The organism is Streptomyces sp. NPDC030840 (assembly GCF_055572015.1).
Map to the genome: position 1 here is coordinate 48,387 of NZ_JBVIEE010000027.1, position 23,397 is coordinate 71,783.

General features: G+C 71.2%; 18 protein-coding genes and 1 pseudogene. 15 read left to right on the forward strand and 4 right to left on the reverse strand.

Features of this window, described 5'->3' with window-relative positions:
• Nucleotides 1–167 precede the first annotated feature (167 nt).
• The gene (locus ACZ49J_RS38615) at nt 168–2,528 is read right to left on the reverse strand and encodes a SulP family inorganic anion transporter (protein ID WP_467455662.1); all 2,361 of its coding nucleotides are present in this window, start codon (nt 2,526–2,528) and stop codon (nt 168–170) included.
• 340 nt (nt 2,529–2,868) lie between these two features.
• Here ACZ49J_RS38615 and ACZ49J_RS38620 point away from each other — a divergent pair, with 340 nt between their 5' ends.
• Nucleotides 2,869–4,167, forward strand: coding sequence for a polysaccharide deacetylase family protein (locus ACZ49J_RS38620; protein ID WP_467455661.1), 1,299 nt, complete (start codon nt 2,869–2,871; stop codon nt 4,165–4,167).
• 58 nt (nt 4,168–4,225) lie between these two features.
• Entirely contained in the window at nt 4,226–5,050 is an 825-nt protein-coding gene (locus tag ACZ49J_RS38625) for a Fic family protein (RefSeq protein WP_467455659.1), read from the forward strand.
• Between the two features lie 410 nt (nt 5,051–5,460).
• On the opposite strand, the gene ACZ49J_RS38630 is transcribed toward ACZ49J_RS38625, so the two are convergent.
• Entirely contained in the window at nt 5,461–6,285 is an 825-nt protein-coding gene (locus ACZ49J_RS38630; protein WP_467455658.1) for an HAD family hydrolase, read from the reverse strand.
• 594 nt (nt 6,286–6,879) lie between these two features.
• Here ACZ49J_RS38630 and ssd point away from each other — a divergent pair.
• The 7 genes and pseudogenes from ssd to ACZ49J_RS38665 all read left to right on the forward strand — a co-directional run.
• Complete coding sequence (gene ssd / locus ACZ49J_RS38635; RefSeq protein ID WP_467455656.1) at nt 6,880–7,974, forward strand: septum site-determining protein Ssd; 1,095 nt, start codon at nt 6,880–6,882, stop codon at nt 7,972–7,974.
• A complete protein-coding gene (locus ACZ49J_RS38640) occupies nt 7,971–9,158 on the forward strand; it encodes a TadA family conjugal transfer-associated ATPase (RefSeq protein ID WP_467455655.1) in 1,188 nt (395 codons plus the stop codon). Before ssd ends, ACZ49J_RS38640 begins: the two co-directional genes overlap by 4 nt.
• On the forward strand, nt 9,155–10,015 hold the full coding sequence (locus ACZ49J_RS38645; protein WP_467455654.1) for a type II secretion system F family protein: 861 nt from the start codon (nt 9,155–9,157) through the stop codon (nt 10,013–10,015). Before ACZ49J_RS38640 ends, ACZ49J_RS38645 begins: the two co-directional genes overlap by 4 nt.
• On the forward strand, nt 10,012–10,827 hold the full coding sequence (locus ACZ49J_RS38650) for a type II secretion system F family protein (RefSeq protein ID WP_467455653.1): 816 nt from the start codon (nt 10,012–10,014) through the stop codon (nt 10,825–10,827). Before ACZ49J_RS38645 ends, ACZ49J_RS38650 begins: the two co-directional genes overlap by 4 nt.
• A 131-nt stretch (nt 10,828–10,958) precedes the next feature.
• Nucleotides 10,959–11,186: a DUF4244 domain-containing protein gene (locus ACZ49J_RS38655; protein ID WP_467455652.1), complete on the forward strand. Its 228-nt coding sequence runs from the start codon at nt 10,959–10,961 to the stop codon at nt 11,184–11,186.
• Nucleotides 11,176–11,595 carry a TadE family type IV pilus minor pilin gene (locus tag ACZ49J_RS38660; protein WP_467455651.1) on the forward strand — a complete coding sequence of 140 codons (420 nt, stop codon included), beginning with the start codon at nt 11,176–11,178 and terminating at the stop codon, nt 11,593–11,595. The genes ACZ49J_RS38655 and ACZ49J_RS38660 overlap by 11 nt, the downstream gene beginning before the upstream one ends.
• Nucleotides 11,596–11,906: 311 nt before the next feature.
• A pseudogene (locus tag ACZ49J_RS38665) lies at nt 11,907–12,221 on the forward strand (Rv3654c family TadE-like protein); the annotation flags it as partial.
• A 222-nt stretch (nt 12,222–12,443) separates the two neighbouring features.
• On the opposite strand, the gene ACZ49J_RS38670 reads toward ACZ49J_RS38665, so the two are convergent.
• Nucleotides 12,444–14,897 carry a DEAD/DEAH box helicase gene (locus ACZ49J_RS38670; RefSeq protein ID WP_467455650.1) on the reverse strand — a complete coding sequence of 818 codons (2,454 nt, stop codon included), beginning with the start codon at nt 14,895–14,897 and terminating at the stop codon, nt 12,444–12,446.
• 81 nt (nt 14,898–14,978) lie between these two features.
• Between ACZ49J_RS38670 and bldG the strand changes: the two genes are divergently transcribed.
• From bldG to ACZ49J_RS38700, 6 genes are all read left to right on the forward strand, one after another.
• Entirely contained in the window at nt 14,979–15,320 is a 342-nt protein-coding gene (bldG, locus tag ACZ49J_RS38675) for an anti-sigma factor antagonist BldG (protein ID WP_005475923.1), read from the forward strand.
• A 106-nt stretch (nt 15,321–15,426) separates the two neighbouring features.
• Complete coding sequence (locus ACZ49J_RS38680; protein ID WP_467455649.1) at nt 15,427–15,861, forward strand: ATP-binding protein; 435 nt, start codon at nt 15,427–15,429, stop codon at nt 15,859–15,861.
• 329 nt (nt 15,862–16,190) lie between these two features.
• The gene (locus ACZ49J_RS38685) at nt 16,191–18,596 is read left to right on the forward strand and encodes a sodium-translocating pyrophosphatase (protein WP_467455648.1); all 2,406 of its coding nucleotides are present in this window, start codon (nt 16,191–16,193) and stop codon (nt 18,594–18,596) included.
• 203 nt (nt 18,597–18,799) lie between these two features.
• Nucleotides 18,800–19,390: a small secreted protein gene (locus ACZ49J_RS38690; RefSeq protein WP_467455646.1), complete on the forward strand. Its 591-nt coding sequence runs from the start codon at nt 18,800–18,802 to the stop codon at nt 19,388–19,390.
• Between the two features lie 325 nt (nt 19,391–19,715).
• A complete protein-coding gene (locus tag ACZ49J_RS38695; protein ID WP_467455645.1) occupies nt 19,716–21,251 on the forward strand; it encodes a DUF7059 domain-containing protein in 1,536 nt (511 codons plus the stop codon).
• Between the two features lie 181 nt (nt 21,252–21,432).
• The gene (locus tag ACZ49J_RS38700; RefSeq protein ID WP_467455644.1) at nt 21,433–21,630 is read left to right on the forward strand and encodes a hypothetical protein; all 198 of its coding nucleotides are present in this window, start codon (nt 21,433–21,435) and stop codon (nt 21,628–21,630) included.
• Nucleotides 21,631–21,752: 122 nt separating this feature from the next.
• Here the strand turns inward: ACZ49J_RS38700 and ACZ49J_RS38705 are convergent, their stop codons facing one another.
• Nucleotides 21,753–23,345, reverse strand: coding sequence for a recombinase family protein (locus ACZ49J_RS38705; protein ID WP_467455643.1), 1,593 nt, complete (start codon nt 23,343–23,345; stop codon nt 21,753–21,755).
• Nucleotides 23,346–23,397: the final 52 nt, after the last annotated feature.

Sequence of the window (23,397 nt, forward strand, 5' to 3'; positions counted from 1 at the left end):
GCTCACGGACGAAGCGTGTGCGGGGTTCACCCGCCAGGGTGGCCCCGCCTGCGCACGGGCCGGGGAACAGCGGATCCGGGGGTGCCCGGCCGAGGCGACCGCATCGCGGTGCGCGGTCGGTCGCGCCAGGACCGCGCACTTTCTCTCCCCGGGAAGTCCTCCCGCAGCTATGCGGAACGGTGCAGGTCCTCCACCACACTCACTTTCTCGAACGCGTCGACGTGCTCGAACACCTCCGCCCCGTCCGTGCCGGTCAGCAGATACGCCTGCGCCTCGCCCACGTGGAAGTACATCCCGTGCAGCTCCAGCGCCCCCTCCTTGAGGGCTCGCGCCACGGACTCGTGCGCCCGGAGGTGCTCCAGCTGCTGGACGACATTGGTCAGGCAGAGCTGCTCCACCGCGTCGGCCGGTGCCCGTCCCGCCAGCCGTGCGCCGGGCCGTCCCATGTCCGAGGCGCGCTCCAGGCTGGGCCGCCCGTGCCGGAGCCACCGCTTGAGCGGCGTCCGGGCGCCTCCTGGCTCCGCGTTCAGCAGAGCCTGCATCGCTCCGCAGCCGGAGTGCCCGCAGACCGTGATGGACCGCACCTTCAGTACGTCCACCGCGTACTCGATCGCCGCGGCCACCGAGTCGTCGCCGCTCTCCTCGCCGGGCGGGGGCACCAGGTTCCCCACATTGCGGACGACGAAGAGGTCTCCTGGGCCGCTGGAGGTGATCATCGATGTGACGAGTCGTGAGTCCGCGCAGGTCAGGAACAGCTGCGCGGGCCGCTGTCCTTCACGCGCGAGCCGGGCCAGCTCACCGCGCACCAGGGGAGCGGTGTTCCGCTGGAACGCGCTGATGCCGCGCGCCAACCGGTGGCCGCTCGGTCGCCCGGAACCGTCATTGTCGTCCCTCTGCCGGTCGCCCGGCGCCGTGGAATCCGGGTCCTCGCAGTGGTGGTTGCGCCAGGGCGTCCAGGGGCGGCACCGGCATCCGGAGACGCCGGTCGGTTCCGCGATACGCGTGCCCGCGCGCCCGGTGATCTCGACGGCGCCGCCCTGCGCGGTGTGCGTCTTCTGCCAGTCCTGCAGCGTCTCGAACGCAGCGTGGTCCATGAACGAACCGTCCACCTCCACGACGGCTTCCGTCCCCGGGGGCACCAGGTGCAGGGCCCGGCTGAGGCGGGGAACCGCGAGGAACGTCAACTGGCCCCGGACCCGTACGTATTGGACTCCTCTTCTCTCGTCGTGCGTGATGCGGGTGCGGGCGAGGCGGCGCAGCGAGACACCGACGGCCACGGCGATCCCCAGGGCCACGCCCTCCAGGACGCCCAGGAGGACGACACCGAGCGTGGTGACGGCGTACACCAGCACCTCTCGGTGGCGGGTGACCGTGCGGATGTGGAGCAGGGACACCATCTGGATACCGACGGCCATCACCAGGGCGGCGAGCGACGCGAGGGGGATCAGCTCGAGCACGGGGACCATCAGCAGCGCGGCCACCACCACCCAAACGCCGTGCAGCATCGTGGAGTTCCGGCTCACGGCGCCGGAGTGCACGTTCGCCGAGCTCCGCACGGCGACTCCGGCGACGGGCAGACCGCCGAGCGATCCCGAGACGATGTTGGCCGCGCCCTGGCCGAGCAGCTCCCGGTCCAGGTCCGAGCGGGCCACGCCTGCCCGCCCCGCGGCCAGCTTGTCCACGGCGACGGCACCGAGCAGGGACTGGACGCTGCACACCAGCGTGATGGTGAGGACGGCCGCGACCAGCCCGAGCACCGGCCCTTCGGGCATGCCGGCCAGGGCGTGGCTGCGCCAGGACGGCAGGTCGACCTTGGGCAGGCTCAGCCCGGCCAGGGAGGCGGTCGCCGTGGCCACGGCGACCGCGACGAGCGCGGCGGGAATCGCGCGCAGCGCCCGGCCGGCGCGCCCGGGGAGCCGCGGCCACGCGAACAGCAGGGCGAGGGTCAGCGCGCTCACCGTCACGGCGTCCGGACGCAGGTTCGCCAACTGGGCGGGCAGAGCCCGGAGGTTGTCGAGGACCGCGCTCTGCGGTGTGCCGCCGAGCACGATGTGCAGCTGGGCGACGGCGATGGTCATGCCGATGCCGGCGAGCATGCCGTGCACGATCGCGGGGCTGACGGCGAGCGCCGTGCGGGCCACTCGCAGACAGCCCAGGCCGAGCTGGGCGAGTCCGGCGAGGACAGTGATGGCGCAGGTCGTCCGCCATCCGTAGCGCTGGATGAGCTCGGCGGTGACGACGCTGAGCCCGGCGGCGGGACCGCTGACCTGGAGCGGTGAGCCGCCGAGGCGCCCGGCGACGAGTCCGCCGACGGCGGCGGCGACCAGGCCCGCCTGCAGGGGCGCGCCGGTGGCGAGGGCGATGCCGAGGGACAGGGGCAGCGCGATCAGGAAGACCGCGAGTGACGCGGAGACATCGGCACCCGCGATACGGAACGGGCGTCGCGGGCCTGACGGGGGGCTGTGGGGTGGGTGGGCGGGCTTGGCCCGAGTCGGGTCTTCGGCGCGTGTGGGGACGCAGGCTGACATGGTTCCCGTCTCCTCCGGGGTGGCGCGGTCGCGGAACAGGTGGTCCCCGCTCTCTGGCGGGGTCGGGTCGCGGCCGTTTGTCACGGCGTGCAGCGGCGGGATATCTCAACAATCGGTAAACGAATCGTAATGCAGAGTAAAGGAGGAGTGGCGCTAAAAGCGGCAAATGGGTGAGTAGATCGCTCTGTCGAGTGAATGATGATTTTCATCGGCTTGTCATATAAATTCCTTCCTGTGATCGTGTGACCTTGTCTCCCTGGCGGAGCCGGCGCGTCCTTTCGCTGACGCGACGGAACTCCCTCGAAGCGTTGCCCGACCGAAGGAAGAAGGTGGGCCGGTGATGGTCGCCACCGTCAGGATCGCCGCGGGTGTCGCGTTCGCGGCGGCCTGCTCCACGGCACTCGCCGGTTGCTCGACCGGCGACACCGGCGCCCGCGCGGGGGGCACGGGTTCCAGGGACGGCGCGTACAGCGCGAAGGAGGCCGTTCCGGCCCCGGCGCCCAAGCGCGCCGCACGCCTGATCGGTGACGGTTCCACCGCGTACACCGGTCCTCAGCCCACCCGTCCCGGCCGGCCCGGACCGGAACGGCTGGGGCCGGGCCGGAAGCCGCCGCAGTTCGTGGTCTTCTCGTGGGACGGCGCGGGCGAGGACAGCCAGAGGCTGTTCTCCCACTTCCGAGAGGTGGCCAGGGCCAGCAACGCGACGATGACGTACTTCCTGAGCGGCGTGTACATGCTGCCGGGAGCCAGGCGCGAGCTGTACCGGCCGCCGCGGCACGCGCCAGGACGCTCCGACATCGGCTTCAACGACATCCGCGGTGTCAGGGACACCGTGGCCCAGCTGCGCGGCGCGTGGCTGGAGGGCAATGAGATCGGGACCCACTTCAACGGCCACTTCTGCGGCCCCGGGGGCGGAGTGGGCGAGTGGTCGGTGGCCGAGTGGAAGAGCGAGATCGCCCAGGCGAAGGACTTCGTGAAGTCCTGGAAGACCAACACGGGCCTGGTGGAGGAGGAGCCGCTGCCCTTCGACTACGACAGGGAGCTCGTGGGCGGCCGCACACCCTGCCTAGAGGGGCAGGAGAACTTCATGCAGGCAGCTCGTGAGCTGGGCTTCCGCTACGACACCAGCGGGGTGGCCGAGCAGGTCTGGCCCCGGAAGGAGAACGGCCTGTGGGAGCTGTCGATGCAGCTCATCCCCGTCCCGGGCCGCGCGTTCGAGACGCTGACCATGGACTACAACTTCTACGCGAACCAGTCCGGGGCGCGCGCCGGTGACCCGGCCAAGCACGCCTACTGGGGCGACCAGTTCCGTGACGGCCTGCTGAAGGGCTTCGAGCGCGCCTTCCACGGCAACCGCGCGCCTCTGATCATCGGCAACCACTTCGAGTCCTGGAACGGCGGTGCCTACATGCGTGCCGTCGAGGAGACCATCAAGACGGTCTGCACGAAGGCCGAGGTGCGCTGCGTCTCCTTCCGGGAGCTAGCCGACTGGCTGGACGCCCAAAATCCCGACACCCTGGACAGGTTGCGCACTCTGAAAGTCGGTGAGGCGCCGGCACAGGGCTGGGCCGCCTTCCTCGCGGACGGACCCGCACCCGCCCCGAAGGGCGTACCCGGCGCTCCGGCGGCCGGCCGGTAGGGCTTCGCGATGCCGGGTGCTCACAGGCGCGTGGAGGGGGACGCGTAGTGTCGTACTCATGAGTACGACAGGCGCGACCGCTGATCCGCTCGCCGCCCTGGGGGAGCTCCCCGGTGTGGCCGAGTCCGTGGAGTCCGTGCGCAAGGCCGTGGACCGGGTCTACGGCCACCGGATCATGCGCCGCCGCAGCAACGAGATCACCGCCGAGGCGGCACTGCGCGGCGCGCGTGGTTCCGCCGCGCTGTCCGGTGCCGACTGGGCTCTCGAAGAGGTGCGGCGCCGCACCGATTTCAGCGGTGACGACGAGGCCCGGCTGATGGGTGCCGCGCTGAGGCTGACCGCCGAGGCGGGTCAGTTGCTGTCCATCTGGCGGCAGTCGCCGCTACGGGTGCTGGCCCGGCTGCACCTGGTGGCGGCGGCCGACGACGACGCGCGCGTGGGGCGTCCGCGTCAGGACGGTGAACCGGTCGACGAACCGCTGGTCGAACTGGATCTGCCGGGCGCCGCCGAGGTCTCCGGCCGACTCGAAGGGCTCTCGGAGCTGATCATCGCGGGGAGTTCGGCGCCCGCCCTGGTGACCGCGTCCGTCGTCCATGGCGAACTGCTCGCCCTGCGCCCGTTCGGCTCCCACAACGGCCTCGTCGCGCGCACGGCCGAGCGCATCGTCCTGGTCGGCAGCGGACTCGACCCCAAGTCCGTCTGTCCCGCGGAGGTCGGCCACGCGGAACTCGGACGCGCCGCCTACGTCGCGGCCCTGGAGGGGTACGTGTCCGGCACCCCGGAGGGCATGGCCGCCTGGATCGCCCACTGCGGCAGGGCGGTGGAACTCGGCGCCCGGGAGTCGACGGCGGTGTGCGAGGCTCTGCAGCGCGGGGCGGCGTAGCTCCGCAGGGTGCCGACAGGGAAGAGGCCCTCGTGAAGAGGGCCTGAACAGGGTTGCGGCGGTACGAGTGTTCGTACCGCCGCTGGCATGTTCACCGGGTTACCAAGCGTCCTCGATGTATTGCCCATCAGGTCGGGAACTGTTGCCCGTCACCTGGTGCGGCTGGCCCGTAATCGACGGGTCGACGTCGCGTGGGTGCCCGATGTCCATGCTCGGTCCGTGGGGCCAAAATGCGTTGTTAAAGGTGATCCTTTCGGATGTCCTTTGGTCTCGCGGGCCGTTGCATCCTTTGTACTCCAGCACCAGGGCAAGCGGAAGCCCCGGCCGCGGTTCTTTACTTTTTGGGCTCAAAGAGGCGTTAACGGGTGTTAAACGGGCGCCCGGATGGTCGCTGAAGAGCACACCGGAGATCACATGGCGGTCGGACGGCGCCGGCTCGCGTACCAGACGAGCCCGGCGGTGGCCGCCGCGGCGCCTATGGCGGCGGCCGCCACGAGCGCGGGACGCGGCGGCACCGACAGTCGCTGCTTCAGTCGCACCGGGTGGTGGAAGTCCAGGATCGGCCACCCGCGCGCGAGGGCCTCACGCCGCAGCGGGCGGTCCGGATTCACGGCATGCGGATGCCCGACGGCCTGCAGCATCGGCAGATCCGTGGCGGAGTCGCTGTAGGCGTAGCAGCGCGCCAGGTCGTACCCCTCGGACTCGGCCAGTTCCCTGATCGCCTCGGCCTTGGTGGGGCCGTAGGCGTAGTACTCCACTTCGCCCGTGAAGCAGCCGTCGTCGCCCACGACCATGCGGGTCGCCACGACGCGGTCCGCACCCAGGAGCTCCCCGATCGGCTCGACGACCTCCGCGCCGGACGTGGAGACGATGACGACGTCGCGCCCGGCGGTGTGGTGCTCCTCGATCAGAGAGGCGGCCTCGTCGTAGATGATCGGATCGATCAGGTCGTGAAGGGTCTCGGCGACGATCTCCTTCACTTGTTGGACGTTCCAGCCACGGCACAGTGCGGACAGATACTCACGCATGCGCTCCATCTGGTCATGGTCGGCGCCGCCCGCAAGGAAGACGAACTGGGCATATGCGGTACGCAAGACGGCCCTGCGGTTGATCAGACCGCCTTGGTAGAACGACTTGCTGAACGTGAGCGTGCTCGACTTCGCAATGACCGTCTTGTCCAGGTCAAAGAAGGCTGCTGTGCGGGGCAAGGAGTGGTTTTCCACGAGCCCGAGCATATGCGCCCGCCATTCGGGCTAGTGTGGGGCGTGTGGGTTTGCCTGAGAAGGCTCTCGGGTACACCATGGAAGTCACGGATCGTTCGCGACCGTGCTAACCCGGTCCGACTCCTCCCCCCCGAGTCGGCCGTGGGGACGACCCCCGCTCTCCCCCCCGGCGGGGGTCGTCGCATGTCCGGGTGCGTTTTCCCTCCTCTCTCCTCTGATCGGTCGGCCCTCTCGTGGCCGCGCGGCGCCTTCCCGGGGCCGGCCCATGATCCCTCACTGTGAGTAGTCACCGCGCTGCGCTGTGGAAGTCGCGCAGGCGTCCCCTGTTTGAGTGACGGCGATATTCACAACTCTCGTCTTGTCCACAGTTATCGACCAAGATCCACACGATTTCCGGGATCGCTGCACCGTGATTCCAGCGCGCACCGCTCCGGCGAGTTCATGGCCTGATCGGTTTGTTGGTGCGCGTTTGGCCGGTTCCTATCGGCCTTGCATATGGAGGCCGGTTGCCGGTTCTTCACACGGGACTTCACCACGGGCGGGAATCGCGGGGCGGCAGAGGCCGCGCGAGCCCCGTGCGAGGAGCAGCGAAGGGGGCTGGAGATCGTGGCGGGAGCCATCGCGAACGAACTGCCGCCCGCCGCCGAGGGGCGGCAGGGCAGGCCGTTGATCGTCACCGAGGACGCGGAACTGCTGGACGACCTGCTGCGTCTGTGCGCGGCCGCAGGAGCCAGACCCGAGGTCCACCACGGGGTGCCACAGGACAGGGGCGGCTGGGAGGCGGCGCCGCTGGTCCTCGTCGGCGACGACGCGGCACGGCGCGTGCGTGGCGCCTCGCGCCGAAGAGGGGTGGTGCTGGTCGGCCGGGACCAGGACGACTCCGGGGTCTGGCGGCGGGCCGTCGAGATCGGCGCCGACCACGTGCTGGTGCTGCCGGACGGCGAGCAGTGGCTCGTCGACCGCATCGCCGACGTCGCCGAAGGCGTGGGCAGACCCGCCCTGACCGTGGGGGTGATCGGCGGCCGGGGCGGCGCCGGAGCGTCCACGCTGGCCTGCGCGCTGGCGGTCACCTCCGCACGGCAGGGCCGGCGCACCCTCCTGGTGGACGCGGATCCGCTGGGCGGCGGTCTCGACGTCCTCCTGGGCGGTGAGGCCGCCGAGGGGCTGCGCTGGCCGGCGTTCGCCGCCTCACGCGGCCGGGTCGGCGGCGGAGCCCTGGAGGAGTCGCTGCCCGAACTGCACTCCCTCAGGGTTCTCAGCTGGGACCGCGGCGACGCCGTAGCCATTCCGGCCCAGGCCGTACGAGCGGTCCTGGCGGCAGGCCGGCGGCGTGGTGGCGCGGTGGTCGTCGACCTGCCGCGCCGGATCGACGACGGCGTCGCCGAGGCCCTCGCCCAGATCGATCTCGGCCTGCTGGTGGTCCCCGCCGAACTGCGCGCGGTCGCCGCGGCCGCGCGGGTCGCGTCCGCCTTCGGGATGGTCCTGCGCGATCTGCGGGTGGCCGTGCGGGGCCCGTACGCGCCGGGCCTCGACGACCGCGAGGTGGCCCGGCTCCTCGGGCTGCCCCTGGCGGGCGAAGTACCCGCCGAGTCGGGCCTTCTGGACGGCGGGGCACCCCCCGGAGGAGCCGCGCGCGGACCACTCGCGCGTTTCTGCGCGACGTTCTGGGAGCGGGCGCTGGCCGGGGGCGAGGCGGCATGAGCGGCGGCTGGGACCCGGTGCCGGGAAGCGACTGCGAGCTGCTGGACGGTGTGCGGCAGTGGCTCGCCGAGAGCGGCTCCGAACCGACACCCGCGCGCGTGGCACAGGCTCTGCGGGAGCAGGGCCGGGTGCTCGGGGACGCCGAAGTCCTGGGCGCTGCCGAGCGGTTGCGCTCCGAGCTGATCGGCAGCGGGCCGCTGGAGCCGCTGCTGGCCGACCCCTCGGTCACCGACGTCCTGGTGTCGGCACCCGACCGGGTGTGGGTGGACCGGGGCGGCGGCCTGGAGCTGACGCAGGTCTCCTTCCCGGACGCGGCGGCCGTGCGACGCCTCGCGCAGCGACTGGCCGCGGTGGCCGGCCGCAGGCTCGACGACGCGCGCCCGTGGGTCGACGCACGCCTGCCGGACGGCACGCGACTGCACGCGGTGATCCCCCCGGTGGCCGTGGGCTCGACCTGCCTGTCCCTCCGGGTGGTACGACCGCGGGCGTTCACTCTGGGCGAACTCGTGAGAGCCGGGACGGTACCGCCGGGCGGAGACCGGCTGCTGCGGGCCATGATCGCCTCCCGCCTGTCGTACGTGATCAGCGGCGGGACCGGGACGGGCAAGACGACGCTGCTGAGCGCGCTGCTTGGCCTGGTCGACCCCGGTGAGCGGATCGTGCTGGCCGAGGACTCGGCGGAGCTGCGCCCCGAGCACCCACACGTGGTGCGGCTGGAGGGCAGGCCCGCCAACCAGGAGGGCGTGGGGCTCGTCGAGCTCCATGACCTGGTGCGGCAGGCGCTGCGGATGCGGCCCGACCGGCTGGTCGTCGGAGAGGTGCGCGGGCCCGAGGTCGTGTCCCTGCTGGCCGCTCTCAACACAGGTCACGAAGGCGGCTGCGGGACCCTGCACGCCAACGCCGCGGCCCAGGTGCCCGCACGGCTGGAAGCGCTCGGCACGGCTGCGGGGCTCGACCGGGCGGCGCTGCACAGCCAGTTGGCGGCCGCGTTGTCGGTGGTCCTCCATCTCGTCCGCGACCGGGACGGGCGGCGCCGGATCGCGGAGGTGCACGTGCTGGAGCGGGATCACTCGGGACTGGTGGTGACGGTGCCCGCGCTGCGGTGGGGCGCCGGGGCGTTCGCCTACGAGCGGGGCTGGGAGCGGCTGCGAGGGCTGCTCCAGGAAGGGAGCGGAGCGCTGTGACCGGAGTCAGCGAGTTGTCGGCCGGGCTGACGGGGGCGGCCGGGGCGTGCGCCGGAGCGGCGGCCTGGCTCCTGGCCGGACCGCGTGCCGGGACCCGGAGGGCGCAACTGTTGCTCGCCGGTGGCGGCGCGGTAGGACCGCTCCCCTGGGAGAGGGCGGCCCTGCGCGTGCGGCGGCTGCCGGCCGAGTGGTGGGCGCCGGCACTCGGGGCCGTGATCGGCGTGCTGGGCGCGTCCGTGCTGCCGGTGCTCGCCGGGGCGCTCGGGGTGCCCCTGTTACGCCGGGCACGCCGGGCCCGCGAGGCACAACGGGCGCGCGAGCGGTGCGGTGACGCCGTGATCGCGCTCTGCGGGGCGCTCGCCGGAGAGGTCCGCGCGGGCAGACAGCCGGGTGAGGCGCTGCTGTGGGCCGCCCGGGACTCGGGCGGGCTCGGCGAGGCGCAGGCGGTGGTGTTGGCGGCCGCGCGGTTCGGCGGGGACGTGCCGGGCGCGCTCGCGGACGCGGCACGGCAGCCGGGCGGCGAGGGGCTGCTCGGACTGGCCGCGTGCTGGCGGGTGGCCGTGGACCGGGGCGCGGGCCTCGCGGCCGGGCTCGACCGGCTGGAGGGCGCCCTGCGCGCAGAGCGGGACCAGCGGGCCGACCTGCGCGCCCAGTTGGCGGGAGCCCGGTCCACGGCCGTAATGCTCGCCGGCCTTCCGGTGCTCGGCCTGCTGCTGGGCACCGCACTGGGCGCCGACCCGCTGCACGTGGTGCTGCACAGCGCCGCCGGGCTGGGCTGCCTGCTGGTCGGCGGAGTGCTCGAGGGCACCGGCCTGTGGTGGGCGCTGCGGATCGTACGGGGAGCGGAGGAGGCATGAGCGCGGAGGTTGTCCACAGGCTGGGGACGCTCGTGTGCGGGGCGCTGGGACTGTGGTGGCTGCTCGGGTCCCTCGACACGGTTCGGCGCGAACGGAGGCTGCGCAGACGGCTGGGAGCCGTGCTGCTCCTGCGAGGTGTGCCGCCGGCGCGGCGGACGGCGGTACGGGACGCCGTACGGCGGTGGCTGCCGGTCACAGGGGTGGTGTGCGCCGGGTGGGTGCTGGTGGGCGGCCTCGTGGGCCTGTTGCTGGGACTGGCGGCCGGCTGGGGGCTCTGGTGGTGGCAGCGGCAACGGGGCGGCGCTGTGGCGGGGAGAACGGCGGACGAGGACAAGAACGGGGACAAGGAGCACGACCCTGCCGGGGTGGCGCGCCAACTCCCTCTCGCCGCCGACCTGCTGGCCGCCTGCATCACCGCCGGAGCAGGCCCGGTCGCGGCGGCACGGGCCGTGGGCGAAGCCCTCGGAGGGCCCGTCGGGGAGCGCCTGGCCCGCGGTGCGGCGGAGGCGCGGCTCGGGGGCGAACCGGCCGAGGCATGGCGAGCCCTGGCCGCGTTGCCCGGCGCCGGCCCCCTGGCGCGGCTCCTGGAGCGGGCCGGCGAGTCGGGCGTACCCGCCGCCGCCCCGGTGGCCCGACTGGCGGCCGAGGCCCGCGCCGCACGGGCACGCGCCGCGACCGAGCGGGCCCGCAGAGCGGCCGTCATGGTCACCGCACCCGTGGGGCTGTGCTTCCTTCCCGCGTTCATCGCGATCGGGGTGCTGCCCGTGGTGATCGGTCTCGCCGACGGGCTGCTGGAAGGGGGCGGCGGATGACGGGGACCGGCGACGACGGCACGAGAGGCAGCACCGGCGATGAACGTAACCAGCGGACGTGGCCAACGGACGCAACCAACGGACGCAACTGATGGAAACAAGTGACGGAACGGATCCTTACGGGGGTTGAGATGCACAAGGCGGTACGGGCAGTACAGGCGGTACGAGGACGGATGTGTGCCCTGGTGCGGAGGGTGCGCCAGGCGCCGAGGGACGCGGGGATGGTCACTTCCGAGTACGCCGTGGGCATCATCGCGGCGGTGGCCTTCGCCGCGGTGCTCTACAAGGTGGTGACCAGCGGGCAGGTGCAGGCGGAGTTGCAGGACATCGTGAAGAGGGCGCTCGACGGTGGGGCCTGAGCGGTGGGCCGCGCGACGGGGTGGTGGTGGCCGGGAGCCGTGGCGAGCGGCCGTCGAGCGGGGCCGTGACCATGGCTTCGTGACCGCCGAGGCGGCGGTCGTCCTGCCGGTGCTGGTGCTGTTCGCGATGGCGTTGGTGTGGGCGTTGCTCGCCGCGTGCGCGCACATCCAGTGCGTGGACGCGGCGAGAGCGGGGGCTCGGGCGGCGGCCCGCCAGGATCCGCCCGACGCGGTCGTGGCGATGGTTCGTCGGCTGGCGCCCGACGGAGCACGCGTGACCGTGAGCCGTGAGGGCGACCTGGTGCACGTGGTGGTCGCGGCGAGCCCGCCCGGTCCTGACGCCCTGAGTCTCGACCTGAGCCATGAGGCCGTGGCACTCGCGGAGGAGACGGTGGGGGTGACCGGGTGATGGGCGCCGCAGGATGCCGAGGGACGTTGGCGCGGGACCTGAGCGGACCGATCCGTGAGCCACGGCGGAAGACAGCCGGAGCACGCCGGACCGGCCCACGCACCAGTCTCCGGACCGGCCCACGCACCAGTCTCCGGACCGGCCCACGCACCAGTCTCCGGACCGGCCCACACCCCGGTCTCCGGGCCGATTGCCGGGCGGACCGCGGGACCGGCCTTCGACCCGGCCTTCGACCCGGCCCTCGACCCGGCCCTCGACCCGGCCTTCGGACCGGCCGTCGTTCCGACCGTGGGTCCGCCACTGTCTGGGCCGTGGGTGCCATCGCCGTGCTGTGTGTGATCTTCGGGGTCTTGCTGGCCATGGGTCAGGCGGTGGTGATCCGGCACCGTGCGGCCGGGGCGGCCGACCTCGCGGCGCTCGCGGCCGCCGACCACTGGGCGGAGGGTACGGACGGGGCGTGCGCCACGGCGAAGCGGGTCGCGCGGGCCCAGCAGACCCGGCTCGTGCGGTGCGCGATCAGGGGCGACACCTCGGATGTCACGGTTGCGTCCGGCAGAGGGCTGCTCAGCGCGGAGAGCAGATCCAGGGCCGGACCGCCGGGGCCGGTCACACCCGGACAGCCGGCACGCGACATGCCGGCGCCCAACGCCCCGGCACCTCACGCCCCGGCACCTCACGCCCCGGCACCTTGGGCCCCAGCGCCTCAGATCCCGGCACCCCACACCCACAGCTCACACCCACACCCACGCTCACACCCACATCGACAGCTCACACCCACATCCAGAGCTCACACCCCAAACCTCACACCCCACACACACCCACGAAGTCCACACCCCGGACCCCGGCGCTCAGCCCTCCGGAGCCTCCCGCAGCAGTTCCGTGAGCAGCCGCACCGCTCCCCGCTTGTGCAGTGGATCGTTGCCGTTGCCGCACTTGGGGGACTGGATGCAGGACGGGCAACCGGCCTCGCACTCGCAGGAGGCGATGGCTTCCCGGGTGGCGGCCAGCCAGGAGCGGGCCGTGTGGAAGGCGCGCTCGGCGAAGCCCGCGCCGCCCGGATGGCCGTCGTAGACGAAGACTGTCGGCAGGAGCGTGTCGGGGTGCAGCGGGATCGAGACACCGCCGATGTCCCAGCGGTCGCAGGTGGCGAAGAGGGGCAGCAGGCCGATCGACGCGTGCTCGGCCGCGTGGAGGGCGCCGCCGAGGATCTCCGGGTTGATCCGGGCTGCGTCGAGCTGGTCCTCGGTGACCGTCCACCACACGGCACGGGTGCGCAGCGTACGAGGAGGGAGGTCGAGTTTCGTCTCACCGAGCACTTCACCGGTGATCAGCTTTCGGCGCAGGAAGGAGACGACCTGGTTGGTGACCTCGACGGAGCCGTAGCACAGGCGGCCGTCACCCCAGGGGACCTCGGTGTCCGTCTCCAGTACGGAGATCGACGTCGTGTCGCGGGCGACCGTCGAATACGGCGGGTCGGCCTCCTGAACGAGGGCCACGGAGTCGTCCAGGTCCAGTTCGCGCACCAGGTACGTACGGCCCTGGTGGAGGTGGACCGCGCCCTCGTGGACGGTCGTGTGCGCGGCGCCCGCGTCGACCGTGCCCAGGAGCCGCCCCGTGCCGGACTCGACGATCTGGACCGGCCGTCCGCCCTGCCCGCGGATGTCGGTGAGGTCGGCGGCCCGCTCGCGGCGCGTCCAGTGCCAGGCCCGGGTGCGGCGCCGGAGCAGTTTCGCGGCCTCGAGCTGCGGCAGCAGGCCCTCGGCGGCGGAGCCGAACAGCGGAAGGTCGTCGTCCGTCAGGGGGATCTCGGCGGCGGCGGCGCACAGGTGCGGGGCGAGGACGTACGGGTTGTCCGGGTCGAGGACCGTCGACTCGACCGGCTGGTCGAACAGCGCCTCCGGGTGGTGCACGAGGAACGTGTCCAGCGGGTCGTCGCGGGCGACCAGGACGGCGAGGGCGCCCTCGCCGGAGCGGCCGGCCCGGCCCGCCTGCTGCCACAGGGATGCCCGTGTGCCCGGGTAGCCGGCGATCACCACGGCGTCCAGGCCGGAGACGTCGATGCCCAGTTCCAGGGCTGTGGTGGCGGCCAGGCCGAGGAGTTCGCCCGAGTGGAGGGCGCGCTCCAGGGCACGGCGTTCCTCGGGGAGGTAGCCCCCGCGGTACGCGGCGACGCGCCGGGCGAGGGAGCGGTCCACCTCGGCGAGGCGTTCCTGGGTGATCACCGAGATCAGCTCGGCGCCGCGCCGGGACCGTACGAAGGCGACCGAGCGGACGCCCTGGACGGCCAGGTCGGTCAGGAGGTCCGCGGTCTCGGCGGTGGCGGTACGGCGTACGGGCGCGCCCTTCTCGCCGTGCAGTTCGGTGAGCGGGGGCTCCCAGAGGGCGAAGACCAGTTCGCCGCGAGGGGAGGCGTCGTCCGCCACCTCGACCACCGGCACGCCCGTGAGCCGGGAGGCGGCGACCGAGGGCTCGGCGGCGGTCGCCGAGGCCAGCAGGAAGACGGGGGAGGCGCCGTAGCGGGCGCACAGCCTGCGCAGGCGGCGCAGTACCTGGGCCACGTGGGAGCCGAAGACACCGCGGTAGGTGTGGCACTCGTCGATGACGACGTACTTCAGGGCCTTCAGGAAGGAGGACCAGCGCGGGTGGGAGGGCAGGATCCCGCGGTGCAGCATGTCGGGGTTGGTGAGGACGTAGTTGGCGTACTGGCGGATCCACTCGCGTTCCTCGACGGGGGTGTCGCCGTCGTAGACGGCGGGGCGTACCGAAGACCCGAGCGGATGTGAAATTTCCTTCACCGATCGGCACTGATCCGCCGCAAGAGCTTTCGTCGGGGCGAGGTACAGGGCGGTGGTTCCGCGGCCGCTGGGTGCCTCGGAGCCGTCCAGGAGGCCGGAGAGGACCGGCACGAGATAGGCGAGCGACTTGCCGGAGGCGGTGCCCGTGGCGACGACGACCGACTCGCCGTCCAGCGCGTGTTCGGCGGCGCGTGCCTGGTGGGCCCAGGGGTGTTCGATGCCCCTGGCCCGTACGGCCGCGATGACTTCCGCGCGGATCCGGTCGGGCCAGACGGCATGGCGGCCCTCACGCGGGGGCAAGTGCTCCGTATGAGTGATGCGCGAAGCCCGGCCCGGCGCGGAGGCGAGACGGTCCAGTACCGCCCCCGGTGCGGGGCGGGAGGCGGCGTCCGTCGGGGATCGATCGGATCGGTGATTCTTGGCCATCGGCACCGAGTGTGTCACTGGCGTGACGGACAATGGTCTGAAGGCGTCGTGCACGCCTGCCGGTAAGTGATTGAATGCCATCGCGGCTGGCGAACCGTCCTGGGGGCTCCGCCGAGGTGTCCCGAGGGGCGACCGCTCGATTAGCAAGGTGCTGGAGGATCCGTGGACCTGTCCCTGTCGACCCGTACCGTCGGCGATCGTACGGTCGTCGAGGTCGGTGGCGAAATCGACGTATATACCGCGCCCAAGCTGCGCGAGCAGCTGGTCGAGCTGGTGAACGACGGGAGTTTCCACCTCGTCGTCGACATGGAGGGCGTCGACTTCCTCGACTCCACCGGGCTCGGCGTGCTGGTGGGCGGCCTGAAGCGTGTCCGGGCCCATGAGGGCTCGCTGCGCCTGGTGTGCAACCAGGAGCGCATTCTGAAGATCTTCCGCATCACCGGTCTCACCAAGGTGTTCCCGATCCACACCTCGGTCGACGAAGCGGTGGCGGCGACGGACTGATCCGTCGGTGGGCCCTGTGCCCATGACGGCTGAGACAACAGGAGGGGGACCGGGTCCGCGACGGCCCGGCCCCCTGACAGCACGCCCGTAGTTCCGAGGGGGATGCATGGCCACCGTTGAGCTCCGCTTCAGCGCGGTCCCAGGACATGTCAGGACCGCCCGTCTGGTGGCCGCTTCCGTCGCACGCAAGGCCGGGGTGGACGAGGCCGTCCTCGACGAGGTGAGGCTCGCCGTCGGCGAGGCCTGTACGCGGGCCGTCGGACTGCACCAGAACGGCGGCATCTCGGCGCCGGTGCGGGTGCTGCTGATCGAGGAGGAGAAACAGTTCTCCATCGAGGTCGGCGACGAGGCGCCGCGCGCCGTGCCGGGCGGCACGACGCACGGGGCCCACGAGGACGCGGACGTGGAGGCCGAGGAGGACGAGATGGGCCTCGCGGTCATCAGCGGCCTCGTCGACGACGTCGAGGTCACCGCGGACGAGCACGGCGGCCAGATCCGGATGAGCTGGCCGACCACGCCGCCGGTGGCCACGCTCTCCTGACGCCTGCCTCGCCGCACATCGTCGTGTGACCCGAAGGGCCCTACTGAGTAGGGCCCTTCGGCATGTCCGGGCGCCGGCGAACGCCTCTAAAGTGATCGTGCGGAGCGATTTCGTGAATTGCTTCACGATCATTGGGGCGATAATTTGATCAACGGTCGGCGGTAAACGGTTTTGAGGTATTACCCCTTTCGGGTTCTCTGTGGTTCGCGCGATCATTTGCTGCAGGGCACGTGAAGGCTAATTCCGTTTGCCGCGCACTGTTTTGATCAGGTTCCGCTCCCTAGAATCCGTCCACATCTTGAGCTCAGCCCAAGCGTCAAGGAGGACGAATGGCGGGGCTTTCTACCCCTCAGCAGATTGATCACCCCACAACCTTCGCAGCCGCAGTACTGACCGACGACAATCGGCTCATCGTGATGGCCATCGGGATCATCGCGCTGGCCGCGCTCGCGGTCGCGGGAGTCCTGGTGCGCCAGGTGCTCGCGGCGGGCGAAGGCACCGACAGCATGAAGAAGATCGCGGCGGCGGTCCAGGAAGGCGCCAACGCCTATCTGGCCCGGCAGCTGCGCACGCTCGGCGTATTCGCCGTCGTCGTGTTCTTCCTGCTCATGCTGTTGCCCGCGGACGACTGGAATCAGCGCGTCGGCCGATCGGTGTTCTTCTTGATCGGCGCCGCGTTCTCGGCGGCCACCGGTTATATCGGGATGTGGCTGGCCGTACGCAGCAATGTGCGGGTCGCAGCCGCGGCGCGTGAGGCGACCCCGGCGCCTGGAGAGCCGGAAAAGGATCTCACCGCCGTCTCGCACAAAGCCATGAAGATCGCTTTCCGCACGGGTGGCGTCGTCGGCATGTTCACGGTGGGGCTCGGTCTGCTGGGCGCCTCCTGCGTGGTGCTGGTGTACGCGGCCGACGCGCCGAAGGTCCTGGAGGGCTTCGGTCTCGGCGCGGCGCTCATCGCGATGTTCATGCGTGTCGGCGGCGGCATCTTCACCAAGGCCGCCGACGTCGGCGCCGACCTGGTCGGCAAGGTCGAACAGGGCATTCCGGAGGACGACCCGCGCAATGCCGCGACCATCGCCGACAACGTGGGCGACAACGTCGGCGACTGCGCCGGTATGGCGGCCGACCTCTTCGAGTCGTACGCGGTGACCCTCGTCGCCGCGCTGATCCTCGGCAAGGCGGCGTTCGGTGACTCGGGACTCGCCTTCCCGCTGCTCGTGCCCGCGATCGGTGTGATCACCGCGATGATCGGCATCTTCGCCGTGGCCCCGCGGCGCACCGACCGCAGCGGGATGAGCGCCATCAACCGCGGTTTCTTCATCTCCGCGGTGATCTCGCTGGCGCTGGTCGCGATCGCGGTCTTCGTCTACCTGCCCTCGTCGTACGCCGACCTGGACGGTGTCACGGACGCGGCGATCGTCGCCAAGGGCGGCGACCCGCGGATCCTCGCGCTCGTCGCCGTGGCCATCGGTATCGTGCTGGCCGCGCTGATCCAGCAGCTGACCGGCTACTTCACCGAGACCAACCGGCGCCCCGTGCGGGACATCGGCAAGACCTCCCTCACGGGTCCGGCCACCGTCGTTCTCGCCGGTATCTCCATCGGTCTCGAATCGGCCGTCTACACGGCCCTGCTGATCGGCCTCGGCGTGTACGGGGCGTTCCTGCTCGGCGGTACGTCGATCATGCTCGCCCTGTTCGCGGTGGCGCTGGCCGGCACCGGTCTGCTCACCACGGTCGGCGTCATCGTCGCCATGGACACCTTCGGGCCGGTCTCCGACAACGCGCAGGGCATCGCCGAGATGTCCGGCGACGTCCAGGGCGCGGGCGCGCAGGTGCTCACCGACCTGGACGCCGTCGGCAACACCACCAAGGCCATCACCAAGGGCATCGCCATCGCCACGGCGGTCCTCGCGGCCGCGGCGCTCTTCGGCTCGTACCGCGACGCGATCCTCACGGCCGCGAACGACGTGGGCGAGAAGGTCTCCGGGGCCGGCGCGCCGATGAACCTGATGATGGACATCTCGCAGCCCAACAACCTCGTCGGGCTCGTCGCGGGCGCCGCGGTCGTCTTCCTCTTCTCGGGGCTGGCGATCAACGCGGTCTCGCGGTCCGCCGGTGCGGTCGTGTACGAGGTGCGCCGGCAGTTCCGTGAGAAGCCGGGGATCATGGACTACAGCGAGAAGCCCGAGTACGGCAGGGTCGTCGACATCTGCACCAAGGACGCCCTGCGGGAGCTGGCCACACCAGGTCTGCTCGCCGTCATGGCGCCCATCGCGATCGGCTTCACGCTCGGCGTCGGCGCGCTGGGGGCCTATCTCGCGGGTGCGATCGGCACGGGCACGCTGATGGCGGTGTTCCTCGCCAACTCCGGCGGCGCGTGGGACAACGCCAAGAAGCTCGTCGAGGACGGCCACCACGGCGGCAAGGGCAGTGAGGCCCACGCGGCGACCGTCATCGGCGACACCGTGGGCGACCCGTTCAAGGACACCGCGGGTCCCGCGATCAACCCGCTGCTCAAGGTGATGAACCTGGTGGCGCTGCTCATCGCGCCCGCGGTCGTCAAGTTCTCCTACGGCGAGGACAAGAGCGTCGGGCTCCGCGTGCTCATCGCGGTTCTCGCCTTCGTCGTGATCGTCGGCGCGGTGTACGTGTCCAAGCGACGCGGTATCGCCGTGGGTGACGAAGGCAACTCCGACCGGGTGGCCAAGTCGGCGGATCCCGCGGTGGTTTCGTAGGCGGCGGTACGACGGCCGGCTTCACGTCGGCCAACGGGCGGGCGGATGGCGCGCTTTGGCGCGTCGTCCGCCCGCTCTGCCGTGTGCGCGCCCTGTTCGTGAGCCTTATCTCGTCTGGTGTAAATCACTCCAATCCATATGATGACGGTCATATCAAATAGGGGTGTCGCTCGTTCGCCGTGTATGTTCCGGGGCCGAGAGCCATGGAAGGGACCAATCCGGTGAACAAGAAGCTCGCGGCCGCACTGTCCGGCGGTGCGGTACTGGTACTGGCGCTGTCGGGATGCAGCAGCGACGACAACAGCGAAAAGCTGAACTCCTGGGCCAAGCAGGTCTGCGACGCGGTGCAGCCGCAGACGAAGAAGATCACGGCCGCCAATGCCGCGATCCAGCAGGAGACCGCCGACGACAGCGCACCGGAGGCCGTGCAGAAGGCGGACTCCCAGGCATTCCAGGACATCTCCGACGCCTACAAGGCGATGGCCACCGCCGTGCAGAAGGCCGGTGCGCCGGACGTCGAGAACGGTAAGACCAAGCTGCAGGCCGCGGTATCGGAGCTCAACACGCTCTCCACCGCCTACGCCGAGCTGAAGAAGAAGTCGGACGCCCTCGACACCAAGGACCAGGCGAAGTTCGCCGACGGCCTCAAGGACGTCGCCACGGAACTGGAGAAGCTGAGCAAGAGCGGCAGCGACGCGCTCGCCAAGCTGGAGGAGGGCGACGTGGGCAAGGCGATGGCCCAGCAGAAGAGCTGCAAGGCCGCCGCCGTCTCGTCCCCGTCGACCAAGAGCTGACGCGGCTGACGTCTGCGGTGGCGTAGGGCTGACGGCCACCGCCAGGTGGAAGCCGTCGCAGGCCGACCGGTCGCAGGCTGACCGGTCCGAGGCCGACGATCGCAGGCACACTGATCGCAGGCCGACCGGTCTCAGGCCGGCCGTTCTCAGGCCGGCCGTTCTCAGGCCGGCCGATCTCGAACTGGCCGCTCACCCCGAGGGCGATCTTTCGTCAGCCTCGCAAGGGTCCGGTACGCGCGCGTGCCGGACCCTCGGCATGCGTTGTCCACAGGCGGTTGTCCACAGGTGTACGTGCCATGTCCGCGGTAGCCGACACAATGGGACCGTGAGCAACTCCAGCCTGCCCAACCTGCCCTCCACCGACCGCCCCGACGTCGCCGCGCGGCTCAGGGACGCCTTGATCCGAGCCGACTTCACCGCCGACGGGCTGCTCGACCTGCTCGGTGCTCCGGCGTACGCGGCGCTTGCCCGCAGCGAGACCGTGCCGGCGCTGCGGGCGACACGCGGGGACTCGCCGCTGGAGGCGCTCGCGCGGCTGTTCCTCCTGCAGCAGCCCGTGGCGTCCGCGCGCGTGGCGGACGTGCTGCCGGTCGACGCGTGCCTGGAGAGCGGCTGGCTGGTGCGCGCCGGCGGGCACGCCGGGGACTCGGGGGACGACCTCGCCGCCACCGTCGACGTACGGCCCTACGGCGGACCCGAGGGCGAGGACTGGTTCATCGTGTCCGACCTGGGGTGCGCGGTCGGCGGCGCCGGCGGCATCGGCAGCCGTGAGGAAGGCGTCGTACTCGGGGTGGGCGGGGCGTCCACCACGCTCGCCGGGATCACCGTACGGACCCCCGCCGGCTCAGCGCTCGACCTCGGCACCGGCTCCGGGATCCAGGCCCTGCACGCCACGCGGCACGCCACCCGGGTGACGGCGACCGACGTGAATCCGCGCGCGCTGCACATCACCGCGCTCACCCTCGCGCTGTCCGGCGCCCCGGTGGCCGACCTGCGTGAGGGCTCCCTGTTCGAGCCGGTGCGGGACGACGAGACGTACGACCTGATCGTGTCCAACCCGCCCTTCGTGATCTCTCCCGGAGCCCGGCTCACGTACCGGGACGGTGGCATGGGCGGCGACGACCTGTGCCGCGCGCTGGTGCGGCAGGCGGGGGAGCGGCTGAACGAGGGCGGGTTCGCGCAGTTCCTCGCCAACTGGCAGCACGTGGAGGGCGAGGACTGGCAGGACCGGCTGCGCTCCTGGGTGCCGCGCGGGTGCGACGCGTGGGTCGTGCAGCGCGAGGTGCAGGACGTCACGCAGTACGCCGAGCTGTGGCTGCGTGACGCGGGCGACCACCGCGGGGACACAGCCGAGTACCAGGCGCGGTACGACGCGTGGCTCGACGAGTTCGAGGCGCGCAAGGTCAGGGCCGTCGGGTTCGGCTGGATCACCCTGCGGAAGACAGGTGCGGCCGAGCCGTCGATCACGGTGGAGGAGTGGCCGCATCCGGTCGAACAGCCGCTCGGCGACACGGTGCGCGCGCACTTCGAGCGCCTCGACTACCTGCGCCGGCATGACGACGCGGCCCTGCTCACCGGGCACTTCAGGCTCGTCGAGGAGATCGTCCAGGAGCAGGTCGGGCTGCCGGGCGCGGAGGACCCCGAGCACGTGGTGCTGCGGCAGAACCGGGGCATGCGCCGGGCCACCAAGGTGGACACGGTCGGCGCGGGCTTCGCCGGCGTGTGCGACGGCACGCTCAGTGCGGGCAGGATCCTCGACGCCATCGCGCAACTCGTCGGTGAGGACCCGGTGTTGCTGCGTGACCGGACCCCGGCGCAGATCCGGCTGCTGGTGCAGCAGGGCTTCCTCGAACCGGCCTGAGTCCTGTGGGGCCTGCCTGAGCCCGAGGTGATGTCACGTGGTGGGGGGGAACCGTTGACGAGCGGCCCCCCAGGACTGCCCGATGGACTGCCCGATGTTCACCAGGAGTTCGTCTTTCGGCCTCCCCGGGGTGCGAGCCTCCTCGACCGGAGGCACCGAGTACGCAGGGCACGGGGGAGAGATGGAAACCGCACCGGCGATCTTCGCGGGAACTGTGTTCTCGGTATTCGGATCGGGCCTGCTGCTGTGGACCGGAGTCAGGGTGCGGCACCGGGAAGCGGTCGCCCATGGAGTGCGCCCCACGCTCTCGGTGGCTGTCGCGACACTGGTCGGAGCCGGTGCCCTGGCGCTGGCCGCCTGGAGCTTCGGGCAGCTGTAGGAAGGCAGTCGCCGGAAGGCAGTTCCAGTAAGGCAGTCGCCGGAAGGCAGTTCCAGTAAGGCAGTTGCAGTAAGGCAGTTGCAGGAAGGCCGTTGTCGGGAGAACGACGCGCGGACGGGACCCTACCGGCGGACGAACTCCAGCAGCGAAGGATCGAAGGGCGCGTGGGTGGCCCGTCCCTTGGGCAGCGGTCTCACCACCACGGACTCGATCACCCGGAGGATGGCCGCACGCTTCTCGGCGAGGTCGAATTCCTGCCAACGCTCGTGCGTGATGCCGGCCAGGGCGTTGTCCGCCCGCTGTTCCTCTTCGAAGGTCTCCTTGTCCCGTCGGCACCCGGCGATCCGTGCGTCGAGCTCCGGGAGCAACTCGAAGAAGTCGGCAGGGGCGACGGTGCCCTGGACGTACTGCTGCTTGAGCAGTCTCTTCCTCTCCAGCAGTGCGTCAAGGGCCGTTTCGCCGGGCCAGGGCCGCACGGCCGGACGCATCGCACCGTACCTGTTGACCAGGAGTCTCAGTGCCTGGTTCTCGACGGCTCGGTCCACCAGATCGACTCGCCGGGCAACACCACGGCAGGCGGGGAGTTTGCACGCGTAGGCAGGGTGCCCGGTCGGCCTTCCGGGAGGGTTGCCGACCATCCGCGAACCGCAGATCCGTCCCTGCGCGTCGGTCTTGCCGCACAGGAGGATTCCGGACAGAAGATACTTGCGGGAGGCGTCCGGAGCCGGGCTCCTGCGCTTGGTCCCGCGGGCGGGATCGCCCTTCAAAGTGGCGGAATCGACGCGGTAGTAGCCGGGGTACAGCGCCGTGAGCCGGCGCCACTCGGCCGGAGTGGCGATGGTCTCCCAGTCACCGACGACCGGGGTGCCCGTGGCCGGATCGGTCACCAGCTCACCGTCCAGCATGCGATAGCCGCAGACAGCCGGATTACTGACGATGTTCCGGACGGTGTTCCCCGTCCAGCGTCCACCGCGCACGGTGGGCACCTGCTCGCGATTGAGCCATCCGCTGACCGCCTCGCTCGGCTGACCCGAGAGGATCATGTCGATCATTTTGCGGAGGTAGGCGGACTCCACGGGGTCCAGTTCGTGGTTGTGGGGCCGGTCGAGCGACCTGTCCCCGGCCAGCCAGCCGAAGCGCCTGTGGCCACCCGACTGTTTCCCCTCCCTGGCCCTGTCCCGGACCGAGCGGGCCGTACGGTGCCGGGTTCCGGCAGCCTCGTCATCCACGGCCGAGGCTGATCCCTCGGGGTCCGGTACGCCGGTGAGGGGGACGTACCGCTGTTCGTCCACCGCGTAGAAGCAGCCCTGGTCGTCCAGGGCCAGTGCTCCGAGGGTGCGCCGACGGTCCACGGGGAGACGGTAGACGCGGTCTGCGGCCACGGCGACGATGCCCACGACCGGCGCTCCTTCAGCCGTTCGCCGTGCCCTCAGGTCCTGGATCATGCGCAGAAAGGCAGGCCGCCGCACCGCCGGGTCCCCGGCTGTGAAGTGGTTGTCCGTGTAATGGGCAACGACAGCCAGCCCCTGCTGCCTGGCAGCCGCACTGTTGTTCAGGTGCTGGCGCCCGGCTCCCGCGCCCTCCTGCTTGTTCTCGCTGGTCCGGGCGTACGAGCAGACCGGGCGTCGCCGGCCGATCCAGTCCTCGGGGGCCACTCCCAGTGACATGGCCTCGGCAAGTTCGGGCGAGAGCGACCAACTGGACGTAGCCTTCATTCGTGCCCCCCGGGCTACTGTGATGCTTAACCGATACATTGGCATACCGTTC